Source organism: Arthrobacter castelli DSM 16402 (assembly GCF_000430705.1).
Taxonomy (GTDB): domain Bacteria; phylum Actinomycetota; class Actinomycetes; order Actinomycetales; family Micrococcaceae; genus Arthrobacter_C; species Arthrobacter_C castelli.
Map to the genome: position 1 here is coordinate 45804 of NZ_AUMN01000028.1, position 13226 is coordinate 59029.

General features: G+C 63.5%; 11 protein-coding genes and 1 pseudogene. 4 read left to right on the forward strand and 8 right to left on the reverse strand.

What is annotated here, in order from left to right:
- Positions 1-77 precede the first annotated feature (77 nt).
- The 5 genes from H535_RS0119505 to H535_RS0119525 form a co-directional block, all read right to left on the reverse strand.
- Complete coding sequence (locus H535_RS0119505) at positions 78-1019, reverse strand: cation diffusion facilitator family transporter (RefSeq protein WP_026820863.1); 942 nt, start codon at positions 1017-1019, stop codon at positions 78-80.
- A gap of 77 nt (positions 1020-1096) precedes the next feature.
- Positions 1097-1615 carry a carboxymuconolactone decarboxylase family protein gene (locus H535_RS0119510; RefSeq protein ID WP_026820864.1) on the reverse strand — a complete coding sequence of 173 codons (519 nt, stop codon included), beginning with the start codon at positions 1613-1615 and terminating at the stop codon, positions 1097-1099.
- 135 nt (positions 1616-1750) lie between these two features.
- The gene (locus tag H535_RS0119515) at positions 1751-4108 is read right to left on the reverse strand and encodes a heavy metal translocating P-type ATPase (protein ID WP_026820865.1); all 2358 of its coding nucleotides are present in this window, start codon (positions 4106-4108) and stop codon (positions 1751-1753) included.
- A gap of 44 nt (positions 4109-4152) precedes the next feature.
- Positions 4153-5154, reverse strand: coding sequence for a hypothetical protein (locus tag H535_RS0119520; protein WP_026820866.1), 1002 nt, complete (start codon positions 5152-5154; stop codon positions 4153-4155).
- Between the two features lie 117 nt (positions 5155-5271).
- Entirely contained in the window at positions 5272-5484 is a 213-nt protein-coding gene (locus H535_RS0119525) for a heavy-metal-associated domain-containing protein (protein WP_026820867.1), read from the reverse strand.
- Positions 5485-5599: 115 nt separating this feature from the next.
- On the opposite strand from H535_RS0119525, the gene H535_RS0119530 reads away from it, so the two are divergent.
- The 4 genes from H535_RS0119530 to H535_RS0119545 all read left to right on the forward strand — a co-directional run bounded on the left by H535_RS0119530 (position 5600) and on the right by H535_RS0119545 (position 9500).
- Positions 5600-6862, forward strand: a complete 1263-nt coding sequence (locus tag H535_RS0119530; protein WP_026820868.1) for an NAD(P)/FAD-dependent oxidoreductase — start codon at positions 5600-5602, stop codon at positions 6860-6862.
- A 436-nt stretch (positions 6863-7298) separates the two neighbouring features.
- The gene (locus H535_RS29190; RefSeq protein WP_155838792.1) at positions 7299-7742 is read left to right on the forward strand and encodes a DUF6153 family protein; all 444 of its coding nucleotides are present in this window, start codon (positions 7299-7301) and stop codon (positions 7740-7742) included.
- A 124-nt stretch (positions 7743-7866) separates the two neighbouring features.
- On the forward strand, positions 7867-8556 hold the full coding sequence (locus tag H535_RS0119540) for a DUF305 domain-containing protein (RefSeq protein WP_035770239.1): 690 nt from the start codon (positions 7867-7869) through the stop codon (positions 8554-8556).
- Positions 8557-8690: 134 nt separating this feature from the next.
- Positions 8691-9500, forward strand: coding sequence for a F510_1955 family glycosylhydrolase (locus H535_RS0119545; protein WP_342667741.1), 810 nt, complete (start codon positions 8691-8693; stop codon positions 9498-9500).
- A gap of 33 nt (positions 9501-9533) precedes the next feature.
- Here the strand turns inward: H535_RS0119545 and H535_RS0119550 are convergent, their stop codons facing one another.
- The 3 genes and pseudogenes from H535_RS0119550 to H535_RS0119560 form a co-directional block, all read right to left on the reverse strand.
- Positions 9534-10937 carry a TniQ family protein gene (locus H535_RS0119550; RefSeq protein WP_162144915.1) on the reverse strand — a complete coding sequence of 468 codons (1404 nt, stop codon included), beginning with the start codon at positions 10935-10937 and terminating at the stop codon, positions 9534-9536.
- Positions 10938-11010: 73 nt separating this feature from the next.
- Complete coding sequence (locus H535_RS0119555; protein WP_035770242.1) at positions 11011-12075, reverse strand: ATP-binding protein; 1065 nt, start codon at positions 12073-12075, stop codon at positions 11011-11013.
- Positions 12072-13226: pseudogene (locus H535_RS0119560) on the reverse strand (DDE-type integrase/transposase/recombinase); the annotation flags it as partial. The gene H535_RS0119555 and the pseudogene H535_RS0119560, both read right to left, overlap by 4 nt.

The window sequence follows — 13226 nt, forward strand, 5'->3', positions numbered from 1 at the left end:
CGCTGACCGCTGAACGTTGACCGGCCACAGACGAACGTTAATGGCCGGGGCGCGGTGCCCAACGTGCTGGCCGCGGCTCAGGGGTGGACCACCTCTGCAGGTTCGTGATCGCGCAGGTGCTTCGTCTCCAGCTGAAGCGTGGTGTGTTCGATCGCGACGTCGAAGTGCCCAGCTACACACTGGCGGGCGGTTTCCAGAATTTCCGGGGCGTGTCCATCTTCGAAGCACTCATCATCCAGGACGATGTGCGCGGACAGCGTGGGAAGGCCCGTCGCGACCGTTGAGGCGTGCAGGTCGTGAACCCCTTGAACGTGATCGAGTTTCAGGATGTGGGCCCGAACCTCGTCCAGATCGAAGCCCTTCGGGGTGAACTCCATCAGAACGGCCAACGTTTCGCGGATCAGCAGCACCGCACGGGGAATAATCATCAGGGCAATGACGACGGCCGCGATAGTATCCGCCCGCTGGAACCCAGTGGTCATTATGAGCAGGGCTGAGACGATGACAGCAATGGTTCCGAGCGCATCCATGAGCACTTCCAGGAACGCGGCACGCATGTTGAAATTCGCACCACGGCTGGAGGCGAGCACAAAAGCGGCACCAACATTGAGAACCAGCGCAATGACGCCGAACATCAGAAGTTCCGGCCCCGCCACCTCGGGCGGGTTGGACCAGCGCTCCACGGCTTCGACAAACGCATAGACGCTGACGCCAGCCAGGAGCACCGCCTGCCCGAGTGCAGCGAGGACCTCGATGCGCCGGAATCCCCAGGTGCGTTTGCTGTCGGGCGGGCGAACCATCAGCATTGCCGCGACCAACGCCATCAGAAGGCCGATGGAATCGGTCAACGAATGAACAACATCAACGACGAGGGCAAGACTGCCGGTAGCCGCCGCCCCGATACCCTGTGCCAGGACGATAGAGAAGACGAGCGCGAAGGCGATAGTCAGCTTCCGTCTAAAGTCAGGTCTCGCCGCTGCCTCCTCCGGTCCTGGCCCGTGATTATGTTCTGCTCCCATGATTGACCGCCCTCCTGGTGTGGTCGTGTGTGGACGACCGGAGTCCGGGCCGGCATTGAGCCCTATGCCCCGGGTATCTACTGTTCCGGTTTGAGTCCGACGACAAGATTGAACGCGCCCGTGAGGATGTTCAGTGCCACAATGCCGACGACATCGGCGATCTCGCGGTCCTTGTAGCCGTGTGTGCGCAGCGCGGCGATCTGCTCGTCGGTGATGGCAACCGGTTCGCGGTAAACCTGAACCGCCAGGGCGATGATCGCCGCAATCGCCGGATCGGCGGAGGTGCCCGCACCGGCGCGTTCGATCTCTTGGTCGTTGACTCCCACAGCGCGGGCAGCATCGATGTGCGATTCGAGGCACAGCCGGCATCCCTGTTGGGTTTGGACTGCGATCGAGATACGTTCGCTGAGCTGGCGGCTAAGCTTGGCGCGCTTCATGGCACGGCTGAGCTGCAGGTAACCACCCAGGAGGGCCGGTGAGTGCGCCATCGTGGAAACCATGTCTCCAACCTGGCCATGCCGGGAGATCAGCTCGGACAAGAGATCACGAGAGGCGCCAACCGCCGTATCGGGCGTGAGTCGGGCAAAGCGTGGCATGCTGCTCCTTCAGGGGTTGTAAATGCGGGGGAAGGCTCGTTGCAGGTGCTAGTGATGCTTCAGACGTGCTGTGGAATCGGAGGAGACGTCAGCGCTTGAGCTCCGTATTTTGCCCACGTGGATCTGCGTGGGTGTTCAGGCGGGCACCGTCGAGGGCTTGCTGCCTGCTGAAGTCGGCTTCGTGCCCGTCTCGGCAGACTGGTTGGCTGCCTTGAACCCGCGCAGTCGGAGGCTGTTGGACACGACGAACACCGATGAGAAGGCCATGGCCGCTCCGGCGAGCATCGGGTTGAGCAACCCGGCTGCAGCCAACGGCAGCGCGGCGACGTTGTAGGCGAAGGCCCAGAACAAGTTCCCTTTGATCGTGCCCAGGGTCCGTCGGGACAGCCGGATGGCGTCGGCTGCCGCCCGCAGGTCTCCACGCACCAGGGTCAGGTCGGAGGCTTCGATGGCCACGTCCGTTCCGGTTCCCATGGCCAGGCCGAGGTCTGCTTGCGCCAGGGCGGCTGCGTCATTGACGCCATCGCCGACCATTGCCACGGTCTTGCCCTCGTCCTGCAGCCGTTTGATGACATTGACCTTATCCTGTGGCAGCACTTCGGCGATGACCTGCTCGATGCTTACCTGTGAGGCGACAGAACGGGCGACGGTTTCGTTGTCGCCGGTCAACAGGACGGGGGTCAGCCGGAGCTGCTTGAACCGGGTGATCGCCTCTGCGCTGGTGTCCTTGATCGCATCGGCGACGACCAATATTGCGCGGGCGGCGCCATCCCATCCGATGGCCACAGCTGTGCGGCCCTCCGTCTCGGCGTCGGCTTTGGCCCGCTCCAATTCCGCGGGAAGTGGCTGCGACCGGTCCGTCAGCAGCCGGGGACGCCCGACCATCACCGCGTGTCCGTCGATTTCACCCTGGACCCCGAGTCCTTCCAGGTTCTTGAAGTGCTCCACAGCGGGCAGATCGCCGGTCTCCTCAGTGGCCCCCTTGGCAACGGCCTGGGCAATGGGGTGCTCGGAGGCGTTCTCGAGCGCCCCGGCCAGCCGCAGGACCTCGGTCCGGTCTTCGCCGGCGGCGGCCACCACGTCCAGCAGCGTCATCCGTCCGGTGGTGACGGTTCCGGTCTTATCCAGCACGATGGTGTCCACTTTGCGGGTGGATTCCAGTACTTCAGGGCCCTTGATGATGATGCCCAGCTGTGCCCCGCGGCCGGTCCCGACCAGCAGGGCGGTCGGGGTGGCCAGGCCGAGGGCGCAGGGGCAGGCGATGATGAGCACCGCGACCGCAGCTGTGAAGGCGTACTCGGCCCCGCTTCCGGTACCGAGCCAGTAGCCGAGGGTCGCAGCTGCCAAAGCGATCACGATGGGCACAAAGATGCCCGAAATCCGGTCGGCGAGCCGCTGGGCCTGTGCCTTGCCGTTTTGGGCGTCCTCGACCATGCGGGCCATTTGCGCCAGTTGGGTGTCGGAACCGACACGACTGGCACGGACGAGCAAGCGCCCGCCCACATTGACGGTGGCGCCGGTGACGTTGTCGCCGGGCACCACCTCGACGGGTACCGATTCACCGGTGAGCATGGAGCCATCGATGGCAGAAGAGCCTTCGGTGATGACGCCGTCGGTGGCTATTTTTTCTCCCGGCCGGACAATGAATTCGTCTCCGACGCTCAGGGCGTCGACGGCGATGCGTTCCTCGCTCTTACCCGCCGGTCCGTCCCGCAGCACTGAGACTTCTTTGGCGCCCAGTTCGAGCAGGGCGCGCAGGGCGGAGCCGGCGCGGCGCTTGGACCGGGCCTCAAAGTACCGGCCGGCCAGGATGAAGGTGGTGACTCCGGCAGCTACTTCCAAGTAGATGTTGGCGCTGCCATCCGTTCGGGCGATGGACAGCTCGAAGGGGTGGGTCATCCCCGGCTGTCCAGCCTCCCCGAGGAACAGTGCGTATGTCGACCAGGTGAAGGCGGCGATGGTGCCCATCGAAATCAATGTGTCCATGGTCGCCGTGCCGTGTTTCAAGTTCGCCCATGCTGCTTTGTGGAAGGGCAGCGCCGCCCACACCAGCACCGGGGCGGCCATCGCGAAGGAGAGCCACTGCCAGTAGGTGAACTGCAGCGCAGGAATCATCGCCATGGCGATCACCGGCACGGAGAGCACGGTGCTCATGACCAGGCGGTTGCGCAGAACCGTCAACTCATCCGGTCCCTGCCCGGCAGCATCATCACCCGGGCCGTCACCGTGCTCAGTGTTTTTGGGCTGGGGCAGGTTGGCGGTGTAGCCGGCCTTCTCCACCTCAGCGACCAGGTCGTCGCCGCCGATATCGGCGCCGAATGTGACTTTAGCCTTTTCGGTCGCATAGTTGACCGATGCGGTGACGCCGTCAAGTTTGTTCAATCGCTTTTCGATGCGGTTGGCACACGAGGCGCAGGTCATGCCGCTGATGGCCAGTTCAATCTGGCCCGCGTTGGCCGGCTCTTGCCGGATGCTGTCCGGAATGGTGCTCATGGTTCCTCCTTCATGGGGCTGATTCGGCACTGAGAGACTGACCGTCAGTGCGAATGGTTCTCGTCGCTCATGTCTTCGTGGTCGCCGCCGGTATCGGCGGAAGTGTCCGCGCGGTCAGCGGTCACAGTGAACTCCGCGGTACGGACCACGCCGTTGTGCCGGAAATTCAGATACAGCCGGTAGTCTCCGGCCGAAGGTGCGGTGGCATAGAAGGTGATGTCCGGGCCCGGCTCGGTCTCACCGTCTGCCGGGGTGCCGGCCGGGTGCACGTGCAGGTAGGCCAGATCCCCGGATCGCAGGGCAACGAGGTGGCCATAGGCGGCCAGATAGGGCTGCAGATCAGTCACTGGTTCACCATTGCGGCTGACCGAGAGGGTGAGTTCGGTTTTCTTCCCCGGCACCAACTCTCCGTCCAAGGCGACGGTATAGTCCCCTACTGTGGCGGTGCCCGACGGGGCAGGCAACTCTTCGGGCACATACTTGCCGGCCACCTCTACGTCGACGCCGAGGGTAACCGTTTCGCCAGCTGTTCCGCCGGTTGCCGGAACGAAGTCGGCGAAGACCCGCCAGGTTCCCGGGGCCAAATCGAGAGGAACGCTCCAGGTACCATCATCGGATAGTTCCGGATGAACGTGTTGGAACCCGGTGGTGTCACTGCGGACCGCGATCACGTGCATCTTCTTGTCGTGGCTTTGTTCATAGGCGGTGACCGGTTCGCCGTTCTGGCCAATGATGCGGAAGTTCAGTTCGACACCTGACCCGGCGGGAAGAAGGCCGGATTCCGCCTCAAGGGTGTATCCGTTCGCGGAGACCATGAGGCCACCGGGCAGTGAGTCGCTGGCGGCAGCCTGGGCTGTCTTGGGGCTATGAGTACCACCGTGCCCATCGGCCGGCGGGGGCGGGGCGGAGCCGCGGCTCTCGTTAGAGGTGTGCATTTCGTCCGCGGGGGCTATCGGGCTGCCGATCACGCTGCCTGTCCCAAGCGCTGCGGCGAAAACCACGGCAAGGGCTCCACCGTAAGCGCCCAGTTTGACTGGAGTACGCATTTGCTTGTTGCCTTTCGGATTTGGGTTACCGCCCGGTGCGACAACACAGGAATCTGTATGGGCCTGCCGGGCCCGGCGGGGTTCCCCCTGCCAGGCCCGGGGCGGATTAGCCGAGGATTAGCCGCTGGCGACTACCTCGTACCCGGCTTCCTCGACGGCCTCGGTCACCGCGTCGTCGGCGATGGGGTTGTCGCTGTTGATCGTCAGCCTGCCGGCGGCCACATCCACCGAGACGTCGTTGACTCCCGAGATCTTGGTTACTTCCTCGGTGACTGAGGTGGCGCAGTGATCGCAGGTCATGCCCTGGACTGAGTAGCTGTTGCTCGCCATAGCGGGTGTTCCTTTCGAATAAGGGATCCCGGGTACCCCCCGGGTGTACACACCATACCCCCCTAAGGTATATTTTCCAAGTACCCCTCCCCCGTACTGTTAGCGAGGAAGCGTCATGGATTCAAAACAAATAGTGATCATCGGCGGCGGAGCCGCCGGAAGTGCGGCCGCGCAGGTGTTGCACCAGTCGGAGCTAAACCTTGAAGTTGTGGTCGTCGGTGCCGAGAACCGGCTGCCCTACAACCGCACCACCGTGAACAAGGGGCTGCTCTCCGGTGCAGTCAGCGCCGAAGACATCGCCATGCCCGGAATGGACATGCCGGGGGTGCACTGGCGGATCGGGCGCACAGCAGTCAGACTGGACACCGCAGACCGCTCCGTACAGCTCGACGACGGCACATCCATTGCAGCCGACGCGATATTGCTGGCCCCGGGAGCGACCCCCCGTAACCTGCCCGGCTCTATTATCGGCGATGCTTCCTCCAACCGGGTGCTCAGTCTTCGCAATCTGGCCGACACGCAGCGGTTGCGGGCCATGCTGGAGGACACATCGCGGCGTGTGCTCATCGCCGGTGCCGGACTCATCGGCACGGAAACGGCCGGCATCCTCCTGGCCGCCGGGGCCGATGTCACCCTCACCGACCCGTCGCCATTGCCGATGCAGAACCACCTGGGCCAAACCGTTGCCCGGTGGGTGGCCGAAGCGCACGCGGCCGCCGGCGCCGATTTCCGCACCCGGACCGCTGTTTCGGCGGTACAGACCATCGGGAACAACCTGCAGGTGACGTTGGACAGCGGAAGCCAGCGTGAGGTTGACCTCGTGCTGACCGCTTTCGGCGTTACACCAGCCACCCAGTGGCTGGCCGATGCTGGCGTTCGACTCCAGGACGGGCCGCGCCCCGGTGCCATCATCGTCGACGGACACCACCGCGTCGACGGAGTGCCGGGAGTCTATGCAGCCGGAGACGCAGCGGCTGCACCCGGCCCCAATGGGATACCTGTCCGCGTCGAACACTGGGGAGCTGCCCTGTCCCAGGGTCGGACCGCTGCCACAACTATCCTCAACGATTTGGGCGACCGGCCCTCGGCGCCGCCGCCCGCCGAATCGCCCAGCAGTTATAGCACCTACGTACACGGCACCAAGCTCACCATCGTAGGAACGGCCTCGGGCAGCACGAGGGAGCAACTCGTTCTGGGAGAGGTGGGTGCTCCGCGCTTCGCGGTGTCCTTCTTCGATGCCGAAGACCGGATCACCGGCGCAGTTGGGGTAGGCGGGGCCCGTGCCGTCAACCGGCTGCGTCCCTTTATTGCCAGCGGCGCCACATCCTCGCAGATTGACGCCGCCGGCGATACGGCAATGGCCGGGACGGCACTGTGAGCGCCACGCTGAAGGCGGTGGTACAACGACAGGTCGGACACTGGACCGTGGTGCTGATAGTCCTCGCCGAGGTTTCTCACGCCTGTGACCGGCTCTGCCGGGACCGCCGCACACCCTCATAAGGTCGGCCACCGAGGACAGTGACACGACCCTGCGTACATCGGCGAACGCTAATCGCTCCAAGAGGAAACACGAACGAGGTGCCAATCGAAGCGGCCAAGGCCACCACAACCGGCAACGACCCCAATGCCGTCCGGGGTAGTACGGCCCGGGGCGGACTACCGGAGATGAGGCAGAACCTAGTCCGGGCCACCGGATACAATAGAGTCGTCATTTCCATTCACTGTGGTTTATCGGCCTTACAGGTTGGACGCTCCATTCCGGATGTCCGTCTCCACTGTCGGGCTGGCCGGGCTTAAGTCCGAAAAGGTACTCAATGCGAAGTAGGCGCGTCGCGCACTTTGATGGTCGGCGGTTGCCTCGGGCACCGTTGATCATGGTGCTGCCCGCACTGATTCTCGGGATTCTCGCAATGCACGTTTGGCTCGGCGGCCACGGAGCCAACGCTGCCGCCTCCCCTGCCGGGCACTCCACCACAATAGAGTCGACCGCGGAACACCACCTCCCGCCCGGTGATGCTGTATCGGAGCCGAACCACGATCCCGGAGGCCAATGCGGCCATGGATGCGGTTCCATGGATGCGGCCATGGCCACCTGCATGCTCGCCCTCGTACTGCTTACTCTGACGCTGTTGGTTCCACCAACCGCGATCCCCCTCCGCCTCCACCTCGCCGTATGGAGGGTCCGATCCGTACTGGCCTGGACGAGTGCCGCCGCGAGGACACCTTCCCTGGTGGAACTGTCGATCAGCCGGACCTAAAAATCGCTATGTCCCGTCCCGGGTGCTAACCGCAACCGGGCGGACGCAACGATACGGCCGTATGAGACCAAGTGGTGCCTCAGCGGCACCGGCTACACGGCTGTCGACACAGACAATCACTTTGATGAAGGACGTCTCTACCATGAAGAAAATCTTCCCCTTGAGCGCCGCAGTGCTGGCCACAGCCATCGCCTTGACCGGCTGCGGTACCGACGACGCAGGACAAACACAGGGCATGGATCACAACACCATGGGAACCGAACAATCCGCGGCACCAACCAGCGAGGCCTCCGCCGGAGACGGAAGCCCCGACGTATCAGCCAAACACAACAAGGCCGACGTGGTGTTCGCAAAAATGATGACCGTCCACCACAGTCAAGCGGTGACGATGAGCAACATCATCCTGGACAAAGAGAACATTGATCCGAAGGTCAACGACTTGGCCAAACAGATCAAGGAAGCCCAGGGCCCGGAAATCGAAACGATGACCAGTTGGCTCAAAGCCTGGGGAGAACCGGCCCCCATTGGCGATCACAGCACGGGTGGCATGGAACCCATGAAGGATATGTCTTCGGAACAGATGGAGGGCATGATGTCCGGCAAGCAGATGCAACAGCTCAAGGACGCCGAAGGCAAGAACGCCGCCAAGCTGTTCCTGTCCCACATGATCGAACACCACAAGGGCGCAGTCACCATGGCGCAACACGAGGTCAAGATCGGAACCAACCCCGAAGCCATCAATCTGGCCAAAAAGATGATCAAGGCACAAAAGGCCGAAATCGACAGAATGAACGAATTGCTCGGCACCCTCTAAGTACTGAATCGCCATGATCATCCCGTGATGGGGCTGCCACGATCGTTTTCGTTCGTGGCAGCCTTGTCCTGACTCTGGAGAGAATTCTCTTGCCCACACGCAAATTTGCCTTCACGGCATCCCGTAAAACCGCTGTGTCCGTTGCTACCGCCACTGTCCTGCTGGCAACCGGCTGCAGTAGCGCATCATCAGCCCCAACGTACCCGGAAGCCCACATACACGGTATGGCCGTCCAGGACGGCGGACATACCGTGCTACTGGCCACCCACGCCGGCCTGTATAACATGTCTGCCGATCCCATCGAAGTCATCAGTCCATCCATCGACCTGATGGGCTTCACCACCACCGGCGAGCCCGGCCACTTCTATGCCTCCGGGCACCCTGGTGACGGCGTCCAGCTGCCCAACCCGGTCGGACTGATCGAATCCACCGACGGCGGCCAAAGCTGGCAACCCCTCTCCCGGCAGGGCCAGTCCGACTTCCACTCACTGACCTACACCGAAGACGGCGTCGTCGGCTTTGACGGAGCGATTCGAACCAGCAAGAACGGGCAGAGCTGGTCAATGTCGAACACCAATATTCAACCCGCTGACCTGTCCGGCACAGCCGAAGGACAAACGGTCCTTGCCGCCACCGAAGAGAGAGTCAAACGGTCCACCGACGGCGGAACCACCTGGACCAAGGTTCCGGACGCCCCATTGCTTTATTTAACCGACTTCGCCTCCTCACAGTCGGCGGCCGGTGTCAGCCCCGACGGCATTGTCTACACCAGCGACGACGCAGGCCTCACCTGGCACCGGGCCGGCAGCATCGACACTGAGGCCCGCGCCATGGCTGCCACCAACCTCGCCGACGGGCAGTTGCAAATCTGGATCGCCACAGAGCAAGACATCCTCGTTTCGACCGATGGAGGCGGTACATTCTCAACCTGGACCAGCCAGTAAAAACCGGAATGCCAAGCACTCCAGGATTTCGATTCAACAGAGGTGTTGATAGGCCGCTGGTGGGAAGTGGGGGTCGCCGCCGGCGTGGTCTGCCCACTGCTGCAGCAGCACATTGCCTTGCCTGCCGCGGAAATCGTCGCCAGTATTCGTGGTGGTGTTGAAGAAGGATGGGTGGGCTGCTTCGCGGCGCAGTCGTCCGTAGTCGATGGGCTCCTCGGCGTCCCTCAAACAGGCTGCCAGGCGTTGCAGGGTTGTGGTGATGGCTGTGGTGTCGTGTTGTTCTTGAATCTTGTGCCACCAGGCTGGGATGCGCAGGTGGTCTTTGTATTGCAGGCCGAGGCGGTTGCCGGTGCGGGACCATGATTCGCCGGTGCCGAGCCTGACGGTCAGCACAGCCAAGCCGATCCGGTTCAACGTGCAGTCTCCGAGGTCGAAGGTGTCGAGGATGTCGGGGAAGAATCCGGCCGGGACCCGGTCGGCCAGGTGCACACTGCGCGCCGCGGCCACCATCGTCCGTGCCACCGGCGGCGGCTTCAGGGTGGCAACTGCTGTGGGCAGTCTGGTGACGGCGTTGATGGTGGTGATGGTCTCGATCAGGCGCCGGTGTCCGGCGGCGAGTTTGGATAGCAGGTTGGCTGCCCTGATCCGGACGGCGGACCCTGCCTGGCTCGGAGTGGGTTTGAGGGTGAATCCGTCGAGGGATTCGACGATTCTCAGGTAGTGGGCGAAGGCTTCGCGGTTGATCACCTCGGTGCCGAACCAAGTGGTCTTTGCGTGGGGGCACCGGTCTGCATTTCGCGACAGCTGCAACAGGGCTCGCTGGCCAGCGGCCGCCTGAGGATCGTCTACGGGCATCGGATCGGATTGGCGCAGGTCGTATCCGCAGCGGCGGGTGCGCCGCCGCCCATCCTGGTGCGTGATGATGGTGCCGGCGCATACTGGTCCCGGTGCCCGGGTCCACAGCCAGGCCGTGCCCCGCCACGGACGCTGCCCGCAGGCGGGGCAGACAGTTTCCAGCCGGAGGTGGTGGGCCGGGCAGATTACCGCCAGCGGGTGGAGCCAATCCGCCAGCCACCGCCCATGATTCGCCTGCAAACATGCCGGGCAGAAGGAGCTGCCCGGCCTGGCCGGGCCCAGCACCGCCTCATGGGTCCGGAGAATGTAGGAGGTCAGGACGGGCCGGAACCAGGCCTCGCCCATGGAGCGGATCAGCGAGGTGGGGTGGCCGGTGGCCGCAGCGGGATGCCACCCGTCCCGGGCGGCCGCGCGGTGGAAGGTATCCAGATTCTGCTTCCTGATGGGCAGGCCCATGGCCTGGGCGATGGTCTTCGGATCCGACTGATAGATCCCGGCCATGGCCCGCAGCCAGCTGCCGAACGTTTCCCCCTCGAGCGGCTCGATCCGTAATGGCCACGGTCCCGTGTCCGCTGCGGGCACCACCCCGTCAACAGCGCCAGCGCCGGCGTCGCCTCTGTCGGCTGACTCGACTGGCTCGGCTGGCTCGGCTGGTTCAGGCGGTGGCGCGAGCCGCAGCATTATCCAGTGCCGTTGAACGGATCATCGCCGGCGTGATCGACTCCGCGCCACCGTTGATGGCCATAAAACAGCACCGGTCCACCAGCGACACCAGCGAGGCGATATGACCCTGCGTCCGCTCGAACATCAGCTCCGCATGATCAGTGAGCATCCCGGCCCGGGCATCGGCGAGAATGATGTGCTGCTCAATGGCGGCCAGCACGTCGGACCAGGCCCTCGCCCCGGCATCAGTGGTGATGGTAAAAGGTTCGACCGGGCACAACGTCGTCCGCCTCGCCGTCTGCGCCATCGCCGCCCCCTCACCGGTCATCCCCTCATTGAAGAACGCCTTCGAGGCTAATCCGACGCCGGTATAGAGGAAAGTGACCGGCAGTTCGTTGGCCAGCCACTTCAAATGATTACTCACCTCCACCCCCATCCGGTGGCGGAAATCCACAAAATGCAGATCATCAACCACGATCAGACCCGTCTCGCATCGGCCCACATATTCGGTGGCCAGTGAGGCGAGTTTCGCCGCCGTGAGCTTCTCAATAGCCGGATGCCCGTAAAACTCCACGATCTGCCGGTTCAACGACTTCAATGTCATATTCGCCGCCAACGACACAAACACCACCGGCACCCGCTGATGCCCCGCCGAAGTCCTCTCACCCAGTCGGCGGATCTGCCGGCGGTGGAAACGTCGGGCGTAGGTGGCCGCGATCGTGGTCTTGCCCAACCCCGGGGGAGCATCGATCGCGACACCGCCTTTGATCCGGCCGCCGTCGCGGGCATTGGAATACATCACCTGATCCAACACACTGACCACCGCGGTCAGTTGGTGGGTGCGGATCACCGGCATATTCACATTCCATACCCGGCGGCACTCATCATAATCCTCCCGCTCCTCCTCCCCCAGCTTCGACAGTTCCGCCATCGACAACCGCCGCAACGGGCGGCGGGACTGATCTTCGGCGAAGGCGAACCACCCCGACCGATGGGAAAACCCCAACCCCCGCGGGTGATTATCCCGCAACCAACGGGACCAGATGTTGGTGCTCATTCCATGAACTCCAACCCGCCCTCGGGATGATCCCGGTAATACCTCTCAAACACATCCAACCCCTCATCATCCTCCTGCCCGGTCGGATTGCCGGCCGGTTCAGGTTTCTTCGGGCTGCGCCTGCTCAACAAGTCAATGACACCGGGATAGGAGGCCGCCACGCGTGCATCCTCACGATCCTTGCCGTCGTGCCGGCTTTCGTCGTCGAGGGACGGGTCGGTGGTGCGTTGGGCGCTGAGCCGGCGCGCCAGTGATCGGTCGCGGCGGCTGCCGACCTCACCCTTGGCCCAACTGGCCAGCAGCTGACCGACCGCCTCATGCGGGTCCACGTGACGGTTTTCCCGGATGGCAACCGTCTTAGCATAGTCCGCCGCGTCCTGGCTGAATGGTGCATCCAGCCCCTGGGCGAACTGCCACTCCAGTGCCGACCAGTCACCGGTCTCGGGGTCGCGGAAGTAGATCTGGCGGATGTCGTGGGCGTCGTAGAAGAAGGGCCACTTGCCGGCGTGACGGCCGCGGTAGGCGGACTTGATGTTCCGGTACCCATTCAGTCCCGGCCCGTTATAAATCTGGCCCTTGACCTCCACCCCGTAATGCTGGATGGTCCGCCAGTGCACCTGCAGGAACTCATAGGCCAATTCCGGCCGGGCGGGAAGCCGCAGCACACCGGTGCGGGCCCGGCCGATATCGAACAACTCCGCCGGGGAGAAGAACATCCCCGGCAGGTCGGGCAGTTGCAGGCTCGAGTGCTTCGTTCCGTGATAGACGGTCCCGACCCATTCGCGGATCAGCTGCTCCATCTCCGTGACCAACAAGTACGCCTGATCCTCGATATCCTTACCACGTGAATAGACGTCCGGGCCCTTATAGGCAGGCAGGTGCTGCAGGAACGATTCCCGCAGTGTCCTGAAGAACCGCTCCACTGCCGGTTTGTCCGTCGGCTTATGCGGAATCGCCGGCTGCACATTAATCCCCAGCCGGGCGCAGGCACCAATCACATGATCAGACACATACTGCTTGCCGTGATCGACCACCACCGTCGACGGCACACACCCCCGATCCAAGGCCTCTTCACCGCCGGGGACGAGAACATTCTTCGGCACACCGTGATACGGAAAACCATCCCCGGCATCGTCACCGGCCGGTGGGCG

Excerpts from the sequence above, each read along its gene's own strand:
- H535_RS29190 (WP_155838792.1), top strand. The coding sequence starts at position 7,299 with ATGCGAAGTAGGCGCGTCGCGCACTTTGATGGTCGGCGGTTGCCTCGG.
- H535_RS0119540 (WP_035770239.1), top strand. The coding sequence starts at position 7,867 with ATGAAGGACGTCTCTACCATGAAGAAAATCTTCCCCTTGAGCGCCGCA.
- H535_RS0119515 (WP_026820865.1), bottom strand. The coding sequence starts at position 4,108 with ATGAGCACCATTCCGGACAGCATCCGGCAAGAGCCGGCCAACGCGGGC.
- H535_RS0119555 (WP_035770242.1), bottom strand. The coding sequence starts at position 12,075 with ATGAGCACCAACATCTGGTCCCGTTGGTTGCGGGATAATCACCCGCGG.
- H535_RS0119505 (WP_026820863.1), bottom strand. The coding sequence starts at position 1,019 with ATGGGAGCAGAACATAATCACGGGCCAGGACCGGAGGAGGCAGCGGCG.
- H535_RS0119525 (WP_026820867.1), bottom strand. The coding sequence starts at position 5,484 with ATGGCGAGCAACAGCTACTCAGTCCAGGGCATGACCTGCGATCACTGC.
- H535_RS0119510 (WP_026820864.1), bottom strand. The coding sequence starts at position 1,615 with ATGCCACGCTTTGCCCGACTCACGCCCGATACGGCGGTTGGCGCCTCT.
- H535_RS0119530 (WP_026820868.1), top strand. The coding sequence starts at position 5,600 with ATGGATTCAAAACAAATAGTGATCATCGGCGGCGGAGCCGCCGGAAGT.
- H535_RS0119520 (WP_026820866.1), bottom strand. The coding sequence starts at position 5,154 with ATGCGTACTCCAGTCAAACTGGGCGCTTACGGTGGAGCCCTTGCCGTG.